14 protein-coding genes are annotated in these 19,351 nt (G+C 68.8%); 8 read left to right on the top strand and 6 right to left on the bottom strand.

Annotation, left to right across the window (positions count from 1 at the left end; all coding sequences use genetic code 11):
* Nucleotides 1-163: 163 nt before the first annotated feature.
* The 3 genes from ppc to LTV02_RS03645 all read right to left on the bottom strand — a co-directional run bounded on the left by ppc (nt 164) and on the right by LTV02_RS03645 (nt 7,092).
* Nucleotides 164-2,932 (bottom strand): phosphoenolpyruvate carboxylase, encoded by a 2,769-nt coding sequence (gene ppc / locus LTV02_RS03655; RefSeq protein ID WP_233038440.1) that lies wholly within the window; start codon nt 2,930-2,932, stop codon nt 164-166.
* Nucleotides 2,933-3,014: 82 nt separating this feature from the next.
* Complete coding sequence (locus LTV02_RS03650) at nt 3,015-5,696, bottom strand: bifunctional acetate--CoA ligase family protein/GNAT family N-acetyltransferase (protein WP_408639387.1); 2,682 nt, start codon at nt 5,694-5,696, stop codon at nt 3,015-3,017.
* A 157-nt stretch (nt 5,697-5,853) separates the two neighbouring features.
* A complete protein-coding gene (locus LTV02_RS03645) occupies nt 5,854-7,092 on the bottom strand; it encodes an acetoin utilization protein AcuC (RefSeq protein WP_233038438.1) in 1,239 nt (412 codons plus the stop codon).
* 204 nt (nt 7,093-7,296) lie between these two features.
* On the opposite strand from LTV02_RS03645, the gene LTV02_RS03640 reads away from it, so the two are divergent.
* Nucleotides 7,297-7,983, top strand: a complete 687-nt coding sequence (locus LTV02_RS03640; protein WP_233038437.1) for a metal-dependent transcriptional regulator — start codon at nt 7,297-7,299, stop codon at nt 7,981-7,983.
* 3 nt (nt 7,984-7,986) lie between these two features.
* Entirely contained in the window at nt 7,987-8,967 is a 981-nt protein-coding gene (gene galE, locus LTV02_RS03635) for a UDP-glucose 4-epimerase GalE (protein ID WP_233038421.1), read from the top strand.
* 4 nt (nt 8,968-8,971) lie between these two features.
* On the opposite strand, the gene LTV02_RS03630 is transcribed toward galE, so the two are convergent.
* Nucleotides 8,972-10,075, bottom strand: a complete 1,104-nt coding sequence (locus LTV02_RS03630; protein ID WP_233038419.1) for a DUF4192 domain-containing protein — start codon at nt 10,073-10,075, stop codon at nt 8,972-8,974.
* A 596-nt stretch (nt 10,076-10,671) separates the two neighbouring features.
* Here LTV02_RS03630 and LTV02_RS03625 point away from each other — a divergent pair.
* Nucleotides 10,672-11,085: a hypothetical protein gene (locus LTV02_RS03625; RefSeq protein WP_233038417.1), complete on the top strand. Its 414-nt coding sequence runs from the start codon at nt 10,672-10,674 to the stop codon at nt 11,083-11,085.
* An 84-nt stretch (nt 11,086-11,169) separates the two neighbouring features.
* Here the strand turns inward: LTV02_RS03625 and LTV02_RS03620 are convergent, their stop codons facing one another.
* Nucleotides 11,170-11,577 carry a VOC family protein gene (locus tag LTV02_RS03620; protein ID WP_233038415.1) on the bottom strand — a complete coding sequence of 136 codons (408 nt, stop codon included), beginning with the start codon at nt 11,575-11,577 and terminating at the stop codon, nt 11,170-11,172.
* 96 nt (nt 11,578-11,673) lie between these two features.
* Here LTV02_RS03620 and LTV02_RS03615 point away from each other — a divergent pair, with 96 nt between their 5' ends.
* The gene (locus LTV02_RS03615) at nt 11,674-12,636 is read left to right on the top strand and encodes a helix-turn-helix transcriptional regulator (protein WP_233038413.1); all 963 of its coding nucleotides are present in this window, start codon (nt 11,674-11,676) and stop codon (nt 12,634-12,636) included.
* Nucleotides 12,637-12,878: 242 nt separating this feature from the next.
* Nucleotides 12,879-13,388, top strand: coding sequence for a hypothetical protein (locus LTV02_RS03610; RefSeq protein WP_233038411.1), 510 nt, complete (start codon nt 12,879-12,881; stop codon nt 13,386-13,388).
* Between the two features lie 54 nt (nt 13,389-13,442).
* Here LTV02_RS03610 and LTV02_RS03605 read toward each other — a convergent pair whose 3' ends face one another.
* Nucleotides 13,443-14,177, bottom strand: coding sequence for a sensor domain-containing protein (locus tag LTV02_RS03605; RefSeq protein ID WP_233038409.1), 735 nt, complete (start codon nt 14,175-14,177; stop codon nt 13,443-13,445).
* A 309-nt stretch (nt 14,178-14,486) separates the two neighbouring features.
* Here LTV02_RS03605 and LTV02_RS03600 point away from each other — a divergent pair, with 309 nt between their 5' ends.
* From LTV02_RS03600 to LTV02_RS03590, 3 genes are all read left to right on the top strand, one after another.
* The gene (locus LTV02_RS03600; protein ID WP_067706974.1) at nt 14,487-15,437 is read left to right on the top strand and encodes a proteasome assembly chaperone family protein; all 951 of its coding nucleotides are present in this window, start codon (nt 14,487-14,489) and stop codon (nt 15,435-15,437) included.
* A gap of 72 nt (nt 15,438-15,509) precedes the next feature.
* Nucleotides 15,510-18,017 (top strand): DEAD/DEAH box helicase, encoded by a 2,508-nt coding sequence (locus LTV02_RS03595; protein ID WP_233038407.1) that lies wholly within the window; start codon nt 15,510-15,512, stop codon nt 18,015-18,017.
* Between the two features lie 226 nt (nt 18,018-18,243).
* Nucleotides 18,244-19,344 (top strand): type III PLP-dependent enzyme, encoded by a 1,101-nt coding sequence (locus LTV02_RS03590; protein WP_233041463.1) that lies wholly within the window; start codon nt 18,244-18,246, stop codon nt 19,342-19,344.
* Nucleotides 19,345-19,351 lie beyond the last annotated feature (7 nt).

Here is a 19,351-nt window from a genome sequence, read left to right as displayed (position 1 = left end):
AATAGGTAGGACTTTGCCTACCTGTCAACCGTAGGAGATTTCCTACCTTAAGAGTGGAAGAGGGGCCGCGCGGCAAGTGCCGCGCGGCCCCGGATCTCGAAGCCCCGCCCGCAGCGGCCACCCACCACCCGGCGCGCCCAGGTCGGGCGCGCCGGATGCGGGGCTAGCCGGAGTTGCGCAGGGCGGTGGCCAGGCCGTTCATGGTGAGCAGGATGCCGCGCTCGACGAGTTCGGAGTCGTCTCCGGCGCGGCGGCGGCGCAGCAGTTCGACCTGGAGCTGGTTGATGGGCTCGAGGTAGGGGAACCGGTTGTGAATGGACTCGGCCAGGGCCGGGTTGTCGGCGAGCAGTTCGTCGGTGCCGGTGATGGCGGCGTGCATGCGGGCGGTGCGGGTGAACTCGGCGCAGATCATGCCGAATACCTTGGCGCGCAAGGCTTCGTCGGGAACGAGTTCGGCGTAGTACGAGGCGATGTCCATATCCGCCTTGGCCATGACCTGCGCCAGATTGGACATGACGGTGCGGAAGAACGGCCAGCGCCGGTAGAGGTCGGCCAGGGCGGCCAGGCGGGCCGGGTCGTCGCCGATCCATTCCTCGAACGCCGAACCCGTGCCGTACCAGCCGGGCAGCATGACGCGCGATTGGCTCCAGGCCATCACCCAGGGGATGGCGCGCAGGTCGTAGACGGAGTTGGTGGGCTTGCGGGAGGCGGGGCGGCTGCCCAGGTTCAGGTCCGCCACTTCCGCGATGGGCGTGGAGGCGCGGAAATACTCGACGAAGCCCGGGGTTTCGTGGACCAGGCGCGAATACGCCCGGCGCGCCAGCTCGGCCAGCTCGTCCAGCATCTCGTAGGCGGGTTCGGCATCGTCGCCGAGGCCCTCCACATCGAGCAGGGTGGATTCCAGGGTGCCCGCGACCAGCGCTTCCAGATTGCGGTAGGCGGTGCCCGGGTCGGCGTACTTGGTGGAGATGACCTCGCCCTGTTCGGTCAGGCGCAGCGAGCCGCGCACCGCACCGGCGGGCTGGGCCAGGATCGCGTCGTAGCTGCGGCCGCCGCCGCGGCCCACGGTGCCGCCGCGACCGTGGAAGAGCCGCAAGCGAATTCCGGTCTTGCGGGCGGTGTCGATCAGGTCCAGCTCGGCGCGGTAAAGCGCCCAGTTGGCCGCCAGATACCCACCGTCCTTGTTCGAATCGGAGTACCCGAGCATGACCTCCTGCTGCATACCGCGGGCCTGGACCAGTCGCTGATAGGCGGGGACTTCCAGTGCGGCGGAGAGGATTTCCGCACCGTGCCGCAGATCGTCGATGGTCTCGAAGAGCGGCACGACGCCCACCGGGCTGGACGGCGGGGTGTCGGCGTCGCCCGGGTCGAGGATGCCGGCTTCCTTCAAAAGCAGTGCGGCTTCGAGCATGTCGCTGACCGAGGTGCACATGCTGATGATGTAGTTGGGCACGGTGTCGGGGCCCAGATCGTCGAGCGCGGTCTTGGCGGCGCGCACCACCGACAGTTCCTTGGTGGCCAGTTCGCTCAGGCGCGCATTGGCTCCGACCAGCGGGCGGCGGGTGGACAGTTCGGCGGCCAGCAGTTCGACGCGCTGGGCCTCATCGAGCGCGGCGTAGTCGGAATGCACTCCGGCCCAGGCGAAGAGCTCCGCCACCACCTGTTCGTGCATTTCCGAGTTCTGGCGCAGATCCAGGCCCTGCAGATGGAATCCGAAGGTCTCCACGGCGGCGCGCAATGCGGCCAGCTGATCGTCGGCGAGCAGGCCGTCGCCGGAGGCGCGCATGGAGGCGTCCACGATATTCAGATCGGCGAGCAGCTCGCCCGGCCCGGCGTACGGTGTGGCGGCGACATCGATGCCGTCCACGGGGATTTCACCGAGGGCCTGACGCGCGGCCGCGCTGAGCCGGGCCCGGATACCGCGCAGGGCCCGGCGATACGGTTCGTCCGCGCGCTGCGGCGAATCGTCGAATCCGGCATCGGCCAGGGCGGCCAGCTCGGGCGTGACCGGCACCAGCCGCGCCGACTGTGACAGTGACTTCTCCAGCTCCACCAGCGATTTCAGGTAGCGCTCGAACGCCACCGCACCCGCACGATGGGTGGCGCGGTGCACCACGTCGGCGGTGACGAACGGATTCCCGTCCCGGTCGCCGCCGATCCACGAGCCGGTCCGCAGGATGGGCCGGGTCAGCAGTTCCTGTTCGGGCCAGCGCGCCCGCAGCGCCGCCCGCACCTGATCGTTGATCCGCGGGATCACATCGAACAGCGTCAGGTCGTAGTACCGCAGCCCGACCTCGATCTCGTCCTGAATCCGCAAGCGCGCCAACCGGATCAGCGCCGCCCGCCACAATTGCAGCACCTGCCGCCGGATCTCGGTCTCCAGTTCCGCGAATTCCGGCTCGTGCGCGTCGTAGCGCTGCCGCCGCCGCATGGCCTCGGTGATCCGCGCCTGCACGTCGAAGATGGTCCGCCGCCGCGTCTCGGTCGGATGCGCCGTGATCACCGGCGCGACCAGCGCGTCGGCCAGCAGATCCGCCACCACCGCGCCGTCCGGCCCGGCGGCGTCCAGTTTGCGATAGGTGGCGGCCAGGCTGGAATCCTGCGGCTGCTCCCCCGCCGCGATATGCACCGCCCGCCGCCGATCCCGTTGCAGATCCTCGGCCAGATTGGCCAGCAGCAGGAAGTGACTGAACGCCCGGATCACCGGAATCGCCGTCCGGATGTCCACATCCCGCAGCATGCCGGCCACGGCATCGCGCTCCACCTCCGAGCGCCGCACCTTGAACGCCTCCACCCGCACGCGTTCGATCAGGTCGAAGACATCCGCTCCCTCGTGATCGCGGATGGTCTCACCCAGGATGCCGCCCAGGAACCGGATATCGTCGCGCAGTGGCGCGGTCGCCGTCTCGATCTGGTCTTCCCGCAATCCCATCACCTCTCCGTTCCGACGAATGTCCTACTGTCTCAATCCCGATGGGCCGATTGCGGCCCGCGTGGCGGATATCTCAGCGAGTTCAGCCCATACGCCGCGGCCCCAGGTCGAAGCGGCTGGGCTCGGGGCCGATGCGGACCCGGCCGTAGAGGACGGCCGCGCCTTCGGCGGAGGCCAGCACCGGTTCGCAGAGCAGTTCCCGGACCTCGGGGAGGTCGTCGCAGAGGGCCGAGATGCGTTGTGCGACTTCGGCCAGGGCGGCGCGATCGACGGGTTTGCCGACCTCCCGGCCTTTGACGGTGCCCGATAGCAGCGGGGCGGCGCGGGGCGCGTCGATGAGTTCGGTGGATTCGGCTTCGGTGAGCGGCAGGGCGCGGTACACGCGGTCGCCGAGCAGGTCGATGATGGTGCCGGAGAGGCCGAAGCTGATGACCGAACCGAAGGACGGGTCGTCCTGCACCCGGAACATACAGCCGACGCCCTTGGTGGCCATGCGCTGGATGTGCACCGGGTTGCCGGAGATCTCGGCCAGGTCGGTGAAGGCCCGGCGGACCGCGTCGGGGCGCCACAGGTCCAGGCGGACGCCGGTGAGATCGGGGCGGTTGCGCCAGATCTCGCCGGTGGCCTTGGCCGCGACCGGGTAGCCGAGGTGTTCCGCGGCGTCGACGGCGGCATCGGCGTCGCGGACCTCCCGGAATTCGACGACGCGAATGCCGTAGCAGCCCAGCAGTTCCGCGGCTTGCAGATCGGTGAGCCAGTGCGCCGCGTCCTCGGACATCCACTCCCCCACCAGTTCCCGGGCGCGGGCGGTGTCGAGGCCCTCGGGGCGGGCGATCGGGGAGATGGGACGGGTGCGCCAGTCGGCGTAGCGGCGGACCCGGGCCAAGGTGCGGGCCGCGCGTTCGGGGTCGCCGAAGGCGGGGATGGAGCCGCGTTCCAGGATGCCGCCGAGGCCGCGGGTGGCCAGCAGGTTGGGCATGCCCTGATCGGCCACGAAGGTGGTGAGAACCGGTGTGTCCGGGTCGGATCGGGCGCCGGAGCGGATGGCTTCGGCGAAGGAGGCGACGGCGGTGGGGACGGGCGGTGAGTAGATGACGATGACGGCGTCCACGTCCGGATCCGAGACCGCCGCCGCGACCGCGGTGAGGTAGTCCGCCGGACTGCCCTGCGGGCCGAGGTCGATGGGTTCGCCCACCTCCAGGCCCTCGACGCGAGCCGCGTCCACCGCGAGCCAGCTCAGCGCGGCGCTGTTACCGATCACCGCCGCGCGACGGCCGGCCGGGAGCGGTTGATAGGCCAGCAGCATGGCGCAGTCGAAAAGCTCGGTGATGGAATCGACCTGGATGATGCCCGCCTGCGCGAACAGATTCCGCACCAGCGAACGATCCAGATCCGGTTCCCCGTCCACCCGCACGCCGTGCCGGCCGCTGTTCACGGCCACAATGGGTTTGGTGTGCGCCACCCGGCGGGCGATGCGGGAGAACTTGCGCGGATTGCCGAAGGTCTCCAGGTACAGCAGCACCACATCGGTGTCCGGATCGTTGTCCCAATACTGGAGCAGGTCGTTGCCGGACACGTCGGCGCGATTGCCGGCCGAGACGAAGGTGGACAGCCCGAGCTGCCGGGCGGCGGCCTCGCCGAGGATGGCCGCGCCCAGAGGTCCGGACTGGCAGAAGAATCCGATGCGCCCGCGTCCGGGCAGGACCGGGGCGAGAGTGGCGTTGATGGCCACCGCCGGATCGGTGTTGGCGATACCGAGCGCGCTCGGGCCGACCACCCGCATGCCGTGGGCACGGGCCGCGTCCACCAGCTCGCGTTCGGCGGCCCAGCCGCGCGGGCCGGTCTCGGAGAACCCGGCGGTGAGCACCACCAAACCCTTGACGCCCTTGGCCATACAGTCGTCGAGCACCGACCCGATCTCGGTGGCGGGCACCGCTATCACGGCCAGATCGACCTCGTCCGGAATATCGCGCACCGTCGGATACGCCCGCACGCCGCGCACCGAGGTGCGATTGCGGTTCACCGGAAACACCGGTCCGGGAAAGGATCCCGACAGCAGGTTGGCCAGCACCGCACCGCCCACCCGCGCGGTGGACGGCGTCGCGCCGATCACCGCCACCGATTTCGGCGTCAGCAGATTCCCGACACTGCGCGCCTCGGACGCGCGTTCCCGTGAATCCCGCACCGACTGCAGCGCTTCGGTGGGGTCGATGGCGAATTCCAGATGCAGCACCGACCCGTCGCGACTGCGCTCCACCTGATAGCCGGCGTCCCGGAACACCTGCACCATGGCATTGTTCTCGGCCAGCACCTCGGCGACGAAGCTCGCGATATCGTTCTCGGCCGCGGCGCCGTTGAGGTGCTCCAGCAGAATCGACCCCAGGCCGCGCCCCTGGTGCTCGTCCGCCACCACGAACGCCACCTCGGCGGCGCGCGGCCCCGGCCGATCGGACAGATACTCGTACCGGCCCACCGCGATGATCTCGTCTCCGAGCTCGATCACCAGGCCGACCCGGTCCCGATAATCCACATGCGTGGTGCGGTACAGGTCTTTCGGCGTCATCCGCGGATACGGACCGAAGTAGCGCAGGTACCGCGTGCGGTCCGACAGCCGGGAGTGGAACCGCTCCATGCCTTCCGCGTCATCCGGCGTGATGGGCCGCAGCCGTACCACCCCGCCGTCCGAGGCCAGCACATCGGCGAACCAATGTTCCGGCGGCGGAGGCGGATTCACCGGCGTCCCCGGCAGGTCCCCCGTCGGCACCAGACTTCCCGCCACCGACACCGACCCACCGGGTTTCGGAGCGGAAGCCGCCGCCGCGCCGCTGGAGTCGTGCGCTGCGGCCGTGCGATCGGGGTGTGCTGGCGCGGGTCCACCGGCGGGCTCGCCATTACCCGAGGGGCGGGTGGGCTCGGTGGGTTCAGTCACGGGGATCCTCCGGATCCAGGCCGAGCAGGCCGAAAGTCGCTCGGCGGGTAGCCAATACGGATGTGTCGAGGGCGCGGCGGGCCCGGTCGAAGCGTTCGTCGCCGGTCTCGCGGCCGCCGCCGGGGCCGTCCCAGCGGTCGAAGTCCACCGGTGCGCCGTCGCCCATGGTTCGGGGCGGTGCGACGGTGGGGGCGTAGGCGGTGACCTGGTCGGTCCATGCCTGCGGAATGGGGGTGTCGGGGTCGATGTCGCGGTCCAGGGCGGCGGCCAGCAGGTGGGTCCAGGCGCGCGGGACCACGCGGATGAGGCCGTAACCGCCGCCGCCGACGGCGAGCCAGCGGCCCTCGGCGTAGCGGTCGGCCAGCTCGCGCATGGCGATGAAGGCGGCGCGCTGGCCGTCGACGCTCAGGTCCAGATCCGCCAGCGGGTCTTCGCGGTGGGTGTCGACGCCGCACTGGCTGATCACGATCTGCGGCCGGAAGGCGGCCAGCGCACCCGGTGCGACGGCGTGGAAACCGCGCAGCCACAACTGGTCCCGGGTGCCCGGCATGATCGGAAGGTTGAGCTTGGTGCCCTCGGCCTCGCCGCCGCCGGTCTCCTCGGGCCAGCCGGTATTGGGCCACAGCGTCGCCGGATGCTGGTGGATCGAAAGCGTCAGCACCCGTGGGTCGCCGTAGAACATGCGCTGTACGCCGTCACCGTGATGCACGTCCACGTCGATATAGGCGATGCGGTCGAAGCCGTTGTCCAGTAGCCACGAGATCGCTACCGCCACATCGTTGTAGACGCAGAAGCCGGCCGCGGCATCCGGCATGGCGTGGTGCATGCCGCCGCCGATGCTCACCGCCCGCCGGGTCCGCCCCGCCGCGATCTCCTGTGCCGCGGCCAGGGTGCCGCCCACGATGACCGAGGCCGCCTCGTGCATGTGCGGGAAGACCGGGTTGTCGGCCGAGCCCAGGCCGTGCGGCGGATTCAGCGGGACCGCGCCGTTCGGCGGCGCCGCGTGCTTGACCGCCTCGATGTAGTCGTGGGTGTGCACCCGCAGCAGTTCGCCGTCCCCGGCCGCCGCCGGCGCCAGGGTCTCGACCCCGTCGAGCAGCCCCAATCCCTGCGCCAAAGCCATGGTGAACTGCAATCGGACCGGCCGCATCGGGTGCTCCGGGGTCCAGGTGTAGTCGAGGAACCTGTCGGTCCACACAACGGTTCCGTCTCGACCCACCGCGCCAGCCATACCTGCCACGCTAGTGCGTGCCCCGCGCTCGTAGGCTGTTGACACCGCGACGCCGTCATAGCGAGGCAGCGCCGGCGTGACCCGGGAAACCCGAAGGGAACACGCAGGCCGTCCTCGGTGTTGTCTCTGCGTTCGCGAAATATGCTGTCGCCCGGTGCAGCCGCCGTGCATGGGTAGAATTCGTGCCGACGAAGGGGTTAACAGGTGAAGGATCTGGTCGACACCACGGAGATGTATCTCCGTACCATCTACGACCTCGAGGAGGAGGGCGTCACGCCGTTGCGCGCCCGCATCGCCGAGCGTCTGGAGCAGAGCGGGCCGACGGTCAGCCAGACGGTGGCGCGGATGGAACGCGACGGTTTGCTGACCGTTGCCGGTTATCGCCATCTCGAACTGACCGACAAGGGCCGCGCCATGGCCGTGGCCGTGATGCGCAAGCACCGGCTCGCCGAGCGGCTGCTGGTCGACATCATCGGATTGGACTGGCAGAACGTGCACGCCGAGGCGTGCCGCTGGGAGCACGTGATGAGCGAGGAGGTGGAACGGCGCCTGATCCAGGTGCTGAACAACCCCACCACTTCCCCCTACGGCAATCCCATTCCCGGCCTGGACGAGCTGGGCGTGACGCCGAGCGCGGGCGGCGAGGAGAAGCTGGTGCGGCTGTCGGACCTGCCCGCGGGGCAGACCGCGGCGGTCGTGGTGCGCCGGCTGTCGGAGCACATCCAGACCGATCCCGAGGTGATCAATCAGCTGCGTGAGGCCGGCGTGGTGCCGGACGCGCGCGTCACCGTCGAGACCAAGCCGGGCGCCGTGATCATCTCGGTGCCGGGTCACGACGGCTTCGAACTGTCCGACGAGATGGCGCACGCCGTCCAGGTGAAGTTGGTCTGATACGTGAAGCTTCTGGTTACCGGAGGCGCGGGCTACGTCGGTGGCGTCTGCGCGCAGGTTCTGCTCGAGGACGGCCACGAGGTGGTGGTCGTCGACGATCTCAGCACCGGCAATGCCGACGGCGTGCCCGCCGGGGCGAAGTTCGTGGAGGGCGATATCGCCACCGCGGGCGTGGAGCTCATCGCGGCCGAAAACTTCGACGGGGTGCTGCATTTCGCGGCGCAGTCGCTGGTCGGCGAGTCGGTGGTGGCGCCGGAGAAGTACTGGCACGGCAATGTGGTGAAGACCCTGGCGCTGCTCGAGGCCATGCGGGCCGCGGGCACCCCGCGGCTGGTGTTCTCCTCGACCGCGGCCGTGTACGGCGAGCCGGAGCAGGTGCCGATCGTGGAGACCGCGCCGAAGCTGCCGACCAATCCCTACGGCGCGTCGAAGCTTTCGATCGACTACGCCATCACCTCGTACGCGGCGGCGCACGGGCTGGCGGCGACCAGCCTGCGCTACTTCAATGTGGCGGGCGCGTACGCCGGGCTCGGCGAGAACCGCGTGGTGGAAACCCATCTCATCCCCCTGGTGCTGCAGACGGCGCTGGGCCATCGTGAGTCGATCTCGGTGTTCGGCACCGACTACCCGACGCCGGACGGTTCGGCGGTACGCGACTACATCCACATTCGCGATCTGGCGCAGGCGCATCTGCTCGCGCTGGCCCAGTCGCAGCCCGGCGTGCACCGCATCTTCAATCTCGGCAGCGGCACCGGTTTCTCGGTGCGCGAGGTCATTTCGGCTTGCCGGCGCGTGACCGGGCTGCCTATCGCCTCCGTGGACGCACCGCGCCGTGCCGGTGACCCGGCGGTGCTCGTCGCCGCCAGCGACCGCGCCATCGCCGACCTCGGCTGGCGGCCGGAGCACACCGATCTCGACGAGATCGTCTCCGATGCCTGGGAGTTCCTGCGCATGCTCGGCGACCGGGCGCACAGCGCCCGCTGAGTTCTCACGGCTGTTTCCGGTCGAAACAGGTCGCGAGGTTGACGCCGAGTTCGGCGGCGGCCTCGCGACCCGATTCGGCGAGCCGATGCAGGCGGCTGGGCCGCATCCCCGATTGCAGGCCCATATCCAGCAGCATCGCCACCCGATGCGCTGGATCGCACCCCAGGGCGACTTCCAACGCCACCCCCGCCAGCGGCCCGTCCCCGCGCGCATACGCGTGATAGGCCAGCAGCGCCGCCGCATCCGCCCGGTCCTCGTCCGGCAGGGCACGCGTGAGCTGCAACCACAATGCTTCGGCCGCCTGCGCGTGCGGATCCTCGGTGAGTGCGAACATGATGTCCCGCACCGCCGGATCCCGCAGCGCCACAGCCACTTCCGCGAGCTCATCGGGCCCCAGCAGCGCACCGGCCCCCACCGCGCCGATCCCCTCCATCACGCACCGCAACGCGCCCCGGGTGAACAGCTCGGGATCGCCGCATCGCAACGCGCCCGCCAGCCTCTCCGCCGCGTCCGCTCCGGCCCGCTCCAACCGACTCGAAACCCGTTCCCGCAACTCGGCATCGACCGCGACCAAGCCGGTGAGTTCGTCCCGCGACCCCCGCATAGGCCGCCCCTCGAGCACCTGCCGCACGGTGACCAGCGACGCCGCCGGATCGGGTTGAACTCCCCGCCGCGCCTGCCCCGCGACACTCCACCATTCCTGCTCGGCACCGATCTCCCGCACTGCCCAAGCCCCGGCCAACGGCACGCCCTCCGCGTCCAGCCGATGCTCCAGCGCCGCAATCAGATTCCCGTGCTGCCGCGACCGCACTCCGCGATGCCGCCGCCCCGGCACGGTGGCCCGATCATCGACAATCAGCGCGATCGCCGATACCGCCCGCCGCTGCACGCACAACCGCGCCACCCGATCCACCACCTCCGCCGTGGCCGCCCGCCCCGAACCGTCCATATCCACCCGCGCCACCACGTCCACGCTCGCCGAACATCCGTCCCCGCCACCCACCGCGGACTCGGACAAACATTCCTGCGCTGCCGCTGCCGTGGCTGTCAGGCAGTGCGATTCCGGACTCGCCCGCAGGACGGTCACCACGAGTGATCGCTCCGGCATGAACCCGAGCATGGCCGGCACAGCCGCAATGAACTCCCCCGGATCCCGCAGGCGCGGTTCGACAGGCCGGCCCGACCACGCGTCATATCCGCCCGGTGCGGCGGGGCCGGCATCCGAAACCTGCTCCGCCGCTCCGGAATCACCTCCGGCAACTGGACAACGCCACGTGCCGGGCGACGCGGTCGGCGCAGGGCTCGCGGCTGTGATGTTGTTCTCGGTCTGCCGATCACGCCCGGATGCTGTTGCCGGGTTGGGTGATTCGGTTGTCCGGTAGCCGGGGTCGGGGGTGGGTTCGGTCGGTGTCGTCATGGTATCGAGGGTGCGCCGGAGCGTGGTGGTGGCCGGCCGGCTCACCTGGGGTTTCACGGCGGCTGTGGAGGGGCGGGCGCGGTGGGGACAACTCGGCGTGGCGTTGATCTCCGGGAGCCGGGGATGTCGGTGGGCGGTGCTATTTTGCGCGCTCCGCGATTGCCGCAGGTCATGCGCGAAATGCATGGCTATGCAACGGTTTTCATTTCGCCCGAGCGGTCGCTTCCGCGCTGTTACAGTCCGGCCTGGCGCTCATCGGGAGTGCCGGAAGGAAGTAGTACACGCAGATGAAGAGCACGACATTCACCGGCGTCGCGGCGGCCGCACTGGCAGCGGTCGCCGTGCCCGTCGCCCTGGCCCCGTCGGCTGCGGCCAATACCGAACAGGTCCGGGTCGACAATGTGTCCGCGAGCGAGACCTGCGCGGTGGGCAAGGCCTGCTATGTGCGGGTGCGCCTGACCGGCGACAACCGGCTCGACGACGTCACGATCACGGTGAACGGCAATGTGATCGGCTATGCCGTGCCGCAGCAGGAGACCTGGGACACCGCGGCGGCCACCGCCGAGGTCACCTGGGTGCCGTCGGACTACGGCAACTTCACGATCATCGCCAAGCAGGGTAGTTCGTCGGCGTCGGTGAACTTCGAATTGAAGCGGCCGCAGTCCAACGCGCCGTCGACCGGGTCGTTCGGGCTGGGCTGATCCCAGCCGGAACCGGGCTGGGCAGAGCCCGAGTTCCGCGTACCCCGGGCCCTGCCTTCGCATCCCGCTCCCCGATCGCCACCCCTAGGCGGGGCGGGTCTGCGCGAGGATCTCCACATAGTGCGGGTTGTACATGATGCCCAGCACATTCCCGAACGGGTCCACCACCGATGCGGTGACGAATCCGGTCCCCGTGCCGCGCTCGGTGATCGGCTCGAATTCCTTAGCGCCCAGTTCCAGCAGCCGCGCGAACGCGGCCTCGATGTCCTCGACGTGCCAGTTGAGGATCTGCCCGCCCGGCTGATCCGGCCGGCTCGGCGCGTACTTCCCGTTGATGATGCCCAATTCGGCCTGGTAGTCGCCGATCCGGAACTCGTAGTAGCCGCCGGGCATCTGGAAGTACGGCTGCACGCCCAGCAATTCGGCGTACCAGTCCTTGGCGGCCTCGAGGTCGTCGGCGTAGTAGTTCACGGTCGCCATGCCACGCAGCATCGTCGTTCTCCTTCAAGCTCTTCCGTTGTGGATGTATCCAGTCTCGCACCCAAAGTGCTCACCGAATGAGCACTTTTCCGGGCAGAATTTCGAATTATGCGAGCGGATCGATTGGTAGCGACGCTGCTGTTCATGCAGCAGCGCGGACGCGTGACGGCGGGCGAGGTCGCGGCCGAACTGGAAATCTCGGTGGCCACCGCGCGCCGCGATCTCGAAGCCCTGTCCGCCGCCGGGATTCCGGTGTACCCGCAGCCCGGCCGGGGTGGCGGGTGGCAGCTGGTGGGCGGCGCGCGAACCGATCTCAGCGGTCTCAACGCCGACGAGGCGCAAGCGCTGTTCCTGCTGCTCGGCCCGGTCGCAACCGCCGCACCCGCCACCAAATCGGCACTGCGAAAGCTGCTGCGCGCCTTGCCGCAGACCTTCCGCGCCGAGGCCGAGGCCGCCGCCGACGCCGTCGTGGTCGATCCGGCCCGCTGGGGTGCGCACGACGACCAGCCGCCGCCGCTGGTCGCCGAGCTGCAACGAGCCGTGGTGCGCCGCCGCAGAATCCGATTCGAGTATCGGGGAGCCGCGCGTGGCAGAGCGAACGGCCCGCGCGGTAGCCGAAGCGCCGATCCGTGGGGGCTGGTGGACAAGGACGGCATCTGGTATCTGGTCGCCGGAACGGACCACGGTCAGCGGGTTTTCCGTGTCGATCGGATGGACGCGGTGGAGGTCACCGCCGAAACCGCGTCACGCCCGGCCGATTTCGATCTCGCGGCAGCCTGGTCGGCGGTGGTCGAGCAGGTGGAGGGGCAGCGCGCCCTGCTGGCGGCGACCGTACTGGTTCCGGCGCAACTGCTGCCCGTCCTGCGCCATCAGCAGGGCCGCCATTGCGAGGTCGACGGCCCGGTTCCCGACGGCCGCATCCTGGTCCGCATCACCGCCCCGACCCCGCTCATGATCGCCCAGCAACTCGCCGGCTGGGGCGCCGCGCTGGAGGTGACCGGACCCGATTCCGTCCGCGCCGAATTGGCCCGGCTCGGAGCCGAACTCGTGGACCGCTACCGGCTGCCCTGAGCCGCACCCCGCTCGCGAATCCGGCCCCGGCACGCCCGGAATATCGCTCCGCACGCCGCTGACCACCGCTTTCTCCGCCCCTGATTCCACCGGCTTGCGGTCTGTGACCCGCACCGCTAACGCTGCCTATTCATACCCAAACCGAATCGCCTTGCAGCACTTCCGAATTCGCCGAAATGCCTGGTCCAGCGCTGGTACCGTCCGCCCCGGCGCCCTCCCCCGGCGCCGGAAGGAAGTTGGTAATGACGAAGTCCCTATTCACCCTCGGCGCGAGCGTGCTGGGCGCGCTGGCCGCCACGGCGCTCGCGGCCGCCCCGGCGTCGGCCGCCATCGAGAGCATCGCGGTCATCGGCCAGGGCTCCGGTTCCTGGTGCAAGACCGACAGCGGCGGCTGCTCGATCGTGGTCGAGCTGAGCGGTTCCACCAAGTACGCCGACGCGGAATTCATCGTCGACGGCGTCTCGCTCGGCACCGCCCCGGCCGTCACCGATCTGCTCGGCAAGACCACGGCAACCAAGCCGTGGAGCCCGACCGAGGCCAAGCTGTACACGGTGCAGGTCAAGCAGAGCGGCTCCATCTCGACCGTCACCTACTACGTGGGCAAGGGCAACGGCGGCGGCTGCTGGTGGATGCCCAGCGGCTCCGCGGGTTCCGGTTCGGCCGGGTCGGGTTCGGCCGGAAGCGGTTCCGCGAACTCGGGTTCGGGCACCGGCTCCTTCAATATGGGTTCGTCCACCGGATCGCTCTGCTGATTGCGGATGGCCGGGAGCCGAGAGGTGATAGGGGTCGGCTCCCTTCCGGCGGTCTCAGCCCTTGCGCACCTTGCTCACCGCGGTGGTGAACAGCGAATCCAGGGCCTCGGCATCGGTTCTGCCGTCGGCGAAAGACATGTAGGTGACATTGATCCGGACATCCCCGACCTGCCCCAGCAGCGTCTGCATGCTGCGCGTGGTGCCCGCGGAGCCGGTGCCGGAGCGCACGGTGCGCCGCAGCGCCAAGGTGTCGTCGGCGTCCAGCGGCGGCGGCGGATCGAGTTCGGTGGTGATGGTGGCGGTGGTGCCGGAATGCCCCACCCGCACGGTTCCGCAGCGCTGCAATTGATCTCGCAGCCCCGACAGCGGCTGATCGCTGCGGGTCAGCTCCACGGTGAGGGTGGCTCGGGTGGCATCGTCGGTGCCGACCATGACCGCGGGCCCGGCGGTCGGCGCGCTCGGCGCGCACGCGCTCGGATCCACCTGTGCGCCCGGCAGTATGCCGTCGAGGTCGTTGGCGGCCTGGGTGGCGGTATCGGCCGGCAGCGTGATCGCCGCGTACTTCTTGGGGAATTTCGCCGCGTCGGGCAGCAATCGAGACAGCGAGTCGTCCACGGGCGCGCTCGTCACCGGACCGCGCGCCGAGACCGGCTGGCCCGACACCTCGGTCCCGCAGGCGGCGAGCAGACAGCCGAGCACGGCGGCGCCCACGGCGCGGACGGGTTTGCGGGACAGGCTGCGAGCGGGTGTGCGGCTCGGTTCCGGCGCGGGCGTGGAACACCTCGGCACGAGTACTGAGACAAGCCGCGGACCCGGCGAATCGGGCGCGATCACGCGTCCACTATGCCGAATTTCGGCTGTTCACACCGAATGCCACGCCGCGCGGCGAGTCCCCGGAATGCGTGTCTCACGACACCCGGGAATGCCGGTGACCCCACGGCGTGTTGCAGCCGGGGTGCGGGCAGTGCACGTGCTGCCGACGCATGAGGGACAATATGAATGGTCCGGTACCGCGCCGAGAGCGAGTTGGCAGTCGCGGCAGATGGGTCGCCGCGTTCCTCGCACCGCGAGGCGGACCACGCAGGAGAGGAGTACGCGATGGCGGACTATGAGTCGCGCATGTATGAACTGGAGTTCCCGGCTCCCCAGTTGTCGTCCGAGGACGGCGCCGGCCCGGTGCTGGTGCACGGTCTGGAAGGTTTCACGGACGCGGGGCACGCGGTCCGGCTGGCGACCACCCACCTGCGGGAGAGCCTGGAGGCCGAACTGGTGGCCTCCTTCGATATGGACGAACTGCTCGACTACCGGTCGCGCCGTCCGCTCATGATGTTCAAGACCGATCATTTCTCCGATTACACCGAGCCCGAGCTCAATCTGTGGGCGCTCAAGGACACCGCCGGGACGCCGTTCCTGCTGCTGTCCGGACTGGAACCGGACCTGCGGTGGGAGAAGTTCGTCACCGCGGTGCGTTTGCTGTCCGAGCAGCTGGGGGTGCGCCGGACCATCGGCCTGAGCGCGATCCCGATGGCGATCCCGCACACCCGCCCGCTCGGGGTGACCGCGCACGCCAGCGACAGTGACCTGATCGGCGACCACCAGCGCTGGCCGGGCGAGCTGCAGGTGCCGGGCAGCGCGTCCTCGCTGCTGGAGTACCGGATGGCCCAGCACGGCCACGAATCGGTCGGCTTCTCGGTGCACGTGCCGCACTACCTGACCCAGACCGCCTACCCCGAGGCCGCGCAGACGCTGCTGGAGAACGTGGCCGAGAACGCGGGCCTGGAACTGCCGCTGGCCGCCCTGACCATCGAGGCGGCGAAGGTGCGCGAACAGGTCAACGAGCACATCGCCGGCAATTCCGAGGTCGAGACCGTGGTGCAGGCGCTGGAGCGCCAGTACGACAGCTTCGTCACCGCGCAGGAGCGCCAGTCCAGCCTGCTGGCCAGCGAGAACGAACTGCCCACCGGTGACGAGCTGGGCGCGGAGTTCGAGAAGTTCCTCGCCGAGCAGGGCGGTTTCAGCGAAGGCGAAGGCGACAACCCGCTGCGTTAGTCCCGTCGCGTCGCCGGACGCGCGGCGCACCGATACCGGCCGCTCCCGGGCGGACCGGTAACGTTGGTCGCCGTGCAGCTGTCCGAATTGGTTCCCGACCGTGCCGTGCCCGATGTGGATCCGGAGTGGCTGTACGAGACATTCGCCGATTGGGCTTCCGGGGAAGGGTTCTCGCTGTACCCGGCGCAGGAAGAGGCGCTGCTGGAGCTGGTGACCGGGGCGAACGTCATCCTCAACACCCCGACCGGTTCGGGTAAGTCGATGGTCGCCCTGGGCGCGCATTTCGCGGCGCTGAACAAAGGTGAGCGCAGCTACTACACCGCGCCGATCAAAGCCCTGGTGAGCGAGAAGTTCTTCGCGCTGTGCGAGGTGTTCGGCGCGGACAAGGTCGGCATGGTGACCGGCGACGCGGCGGTCAACCCGGATGCGCCGATCATCTGCGCGACCGCCGAGATCCTGGCGAATCTGGCGCTGCGCGAAGGCGCGAGCGCACCGGTCGGCCAGGTCATCATGGACGAATTCCACTACTACGCCGATCCCGATCGCGGCTGGGCGTGGCAGGTGCCGCTGATCGAACTGCCGAACGCGCAATTCCTGCTCATGTCGGCCACGCTCGGCGAGGTCGACTTCTTCGCCGAGGATCTGACGAAACGCACCGGACGGCCGACCGCGATCGTGTCCGGCACCGAACGTCCGGTGCCGCTGAGCTTTTCCTACGTCCGCACACCCATCACCGAGACCCTCGAGGATCTGGTCACCACCAGTCTCGCGCCGGTGTACGTCGTGCATTTCACCCAGGCCGCGGCCATGGAGCGGGCCCAGGCGCTGATGAGCGTGAACATGTCCTCCAAGACCGAGAAGGAGGCGATCGCGGAGGCGCTGGGCGAATTCCGGTTCGCCACCGGTTTCGGCAAGACGCTCTCGCGTTTCATCCGGCACGGCATCGGCGTGCATCACGCGGGCATGCTGCCCAAATACCGGCGGCTGGTGGAGAAACTCGCGCAGGACGGGCTGCTGAAAGTGGTGTGCGGCACCGACACCCTGGGCGTCGGCATCAATGTGCCCATTCGCACGGTGCTGCTGACCGGGCTCACCAAATACGACGGGGTGCGCACCCGGCGCTTGAACGCCCGCGAATTCCATCAGATCTCGGGGCGGGCCGGTCGCGCCGGATACGACACCCTCGGCACCGTCGTGGTGCAGGCGCCCGAACACGAAGTGGAGAACGCCAAGGCCATCGCCAAGGCCGGTGACGATCCCAAGAAGCTCAAGAAAGTCCAGAAACGCAAGCCGCCCGAAGGATTCGTGTCCTGGTCGGAGGAGACTTTCGACCGGCTGGTCGCGGCCTCCCCCGAGGCCATGCAATCCCGGTTCAATGTCACCAATGCCATGCTGCTGAATGTGATTGCGCGCAAAGGCAATTGCTTCTACGCCATGCGGCACCTGCTGGAAGAGAATCACGAACCGCGGGCGGCGCAGCGCAAACACATTCTCAAGGCCATCAAGCTGTACCGGGCGCTGCGCGACGCGGGTGTGGTGCAGCAGCTCGACGAGCCCGACGAATTCGGCCGGCACGCCCGGCTGATGGTGGATCTGCAACGCGATTTCGCCCTCGACCAGCCGCTTTCCCCCTTCGCGCTGGCGGCGTTCGAACTGCTGGACAAGGAATCGCCGACCTACACCCTCGATGTCATCTCGCTCATCGAATCCACCCTGGAGGATCCGCGCCAGCTGCTCATGGCCCAGCAGCACAAGGCGCGCGGGGCGGCCGTCGCGGAAATGAAAGCCGACGGGATCGAATACGAGGAACGCATGGAGCTCCTCGAAGAGGTCACCTGGCCCAAACCCCTGGCGGAACTCATCGAACCCGCCTTCGAGACCTACAAGGGCGGGCATCCGTGGGTCTCGGAATTCGAGCCGTCGCCCAAGTCCGTGGTGCGGGAAATGGTGGAGCGCTCGCTGACCTTCGCCGAACTGGTCTCGCAGTACGAACTCGCGCGCTCGGAAGGCGTGGTGCTGCGCTATCTCGCCGACGCCTATCGCGCCCTGCGGCGGACCGTGCCCGAGCAGGCCCGCACCGAGGAACTCGACGACATCACCGAATGGCTGGGCGAGCTCATCCGCCAGGTCGATTCGAGCCTCTTGGACGAATGGGAACAGCTCACCAATCCGGGCGCGGAATCCGACGATCAGCAGATCGCGTTCGGCGCCGAGACCGTGCGGCCCATCTCCGCCAACGAACGCGCCTTCCGGGTGCTGGTGCGCAACGCCATGTTCCGCCGCGTCGAACTGGCCGCGCTACACCGCTGGGCGGCCCTCGACGAGTACGAGGACAACCTGGACTGGGAAACCGACCTGGCTCCCTATTTCGCCGAGTACGAGTCCATCGGCACCGGCCCGAACGCGCGCGGCCCGAAGCTGTTCCAGGTCGAGCAACGCCCTGGCTTCTGGCATGTGCGCCAGGTGCTCGACGACCCGGCCGGCGATCACGGCTGGTCCCTGGACGCGGTCGTCGACCTGGCCGAATCCGATGCCGCCGGTGAGGTCGTCTTCGACGAACTGAGCATCAGCGCGGGCTGATTCGCCCGATTCCCCTCGAACGCCGTCCCACCGGGGCGGCGTTCGTCGTTCACCCTTTTGTCAGGATTCGGACCCGATTACTGCACCGTCCGGGCGGTACCGTGACGAAGTCGACCGACCATCGGTTAGTTTTCCGCGGCCCATCACGTGTAGTGTCGCCCCCTGTTGCCTATCGCCGCCTGCGCGCCCGATCGAAAAGAGTTCCCTTAGATTGACCGGCCGAAACCTGCCCGAATCGCCCTGCCTCGTCATCGACCTGGACCGGGTGCGCGCGAACTACCGCGCCCTGCAAGCCGCGCTACCCACCGCGCGAATTCGCTTCGCCGTCAAGGCGAGTCCCGTCCCGGAGATCATCCGGCTACTGAATGACGAGGGCGCAGAGTTCGACGTCGCGTCCATCGGAGAGATCGAGCTCTGCCTCGCGCAGGGCGTCGACCCGGCCGCCATGTGCTACGACAATCCCATCAAGAAGGCCTCGCAGATCGCCACCGCGTACGCGCTCGGCGTGCGGCGCTACGCCTTCGACACCGAGGACGACGTGCAGCGCATCGCCGAGCACGCGCCCGGGTCCGAAGTGGAATGCCGGTTCCTGGCCTCCGCGCCGCAATCGCAGACGCCGTTCGGCACCAAGTTCGGTTGTGCGCCGGGCGAAGCCGTGCACCTGCTGGTGCGGGCGCGTGATCTCGGACTGCGGGTCGCCGGGCCGTACTTCCATGTGGGGTCGCAGCAGCTCGATCCCATCGCCTGGCAGATCGGCATCGAGCAGGCCGGCGCCATCTCAGAAGCGTTGGCGGTCAAGGACATTCCGGTCACCTCCGTGAATATCGGTGGCGGCCTTCCCATTTCGTACGCGGACCCGGCTCCCGGCGTCGGCGAACTCGGTGCGGTGATCGCGGCTGCGGCCGCCGCGCACCTCCCGGAACACACCTCGCTCGTCGTGGAACCCGGTCGCGCCCTGGTGGGCAATACCGGCGTGATCCACGGCGAAGTGGTGAATGTTCGTGTGGCGCCGGACGGGCGGCGCTGGATATACCTCGACATCGGCCGGTACAACGGCATGGCCGAAACCGAGAACGAGTACATCGCATACCGTTTCCAGACCGATCGCGATGGCGATCCGGTGGACGAGGCGGTGGTCGCCGGACCGACGTGCGATGGCGACGATGTACTCTATCAACGCACGCGGGTCCTTCTTCCGACCACGTTGCGAGCCGGTGATTCCATTCGAATCCTCGAAACCGGCGCCTATACGGCGAGCTATTCGTCGGTGTCCTTCAACGGTTTTCCGCCTCTGACTGTTCATGTCATTGGCGCTGAGCGAGAGTGAGTTTAGC

The sequence above is a fragment of the Nocardia yamanashiensis genome, from assembly GCF_021183565.1.
Classification (GTDB): domain Bacteria; phylum Actinomycetota; class Actinomycetes; order Mycobacteriales; family Mycobacteriaceae; genus Nocardia; species Nocardia yamanashiensis.
This window is presented reverse-complemented; position numbering and strand designations above follow the sequence as displayed.

What these genes read in the sequence shown, in the direction of transcription:
- ppc (WP_233038440.1), bottom strand. Translation starts at nt 2,932, where the DNA reads ATGGGATTGCGGGAAGACCAGATCGAGACGGCGACCGCGCCACTGCGC.
- LTV02_RS03610 (WP_233038411.1), top strand. Translation starts at nt 12,879, where the DNA reads ATGACGAAGTCCCTATTCACCCTCGGCGCGAGCGTGCTGGGCGCGCTG.
- LTV02_RS03620 (WP_233038415.1), bottom strand. Translation starts at nt 11,577, where the DNA reads ATGCTGCGTGGCATGGCGACCGTGAACTACTACGCCGACGACCTCGAG.
- LTV02_RS03600 (WP_067706974.1), top strand. Translation starts at nt 14,487, where the DNA reads ATGGCGGACTATGAGTCGCGCATGTATGAACTGGAGTTCCCGGCTCCC.
- LTV02_RS03625 (WP_233038417.1), top strand. Translation starts at nt 10,672, where the DNA reads ATGAAGAGCACGACATTCACCGGCGTCGCGGCGGCCGCACTGGCAGCG.
- LTV02_RS03645 (WP_233038438.1), bottom strand. Translation starts at nt 7,092, where the DNA reads ATGGCTGGCGCGGTGGGTCGAGACGGAACCGTTGTGTGGACCGACAGG.
- LTV02_RS03630 (WP_233038419.1), bottom strand. Translation starts at nt 10,075, where the DNA reads ATGCCGGAGCGATCACTCGTGGTGACCGTCCTGCGGGCGAGTCCGGAA.
- LTV02_RS03615 (WP_233038413.1), top strand. Translation starts at nt 11,674, where the DNA reads ATGCGAGCGGATCGATTGGTAGCGACGCTGCTGTTCATGCAGCAGCGC.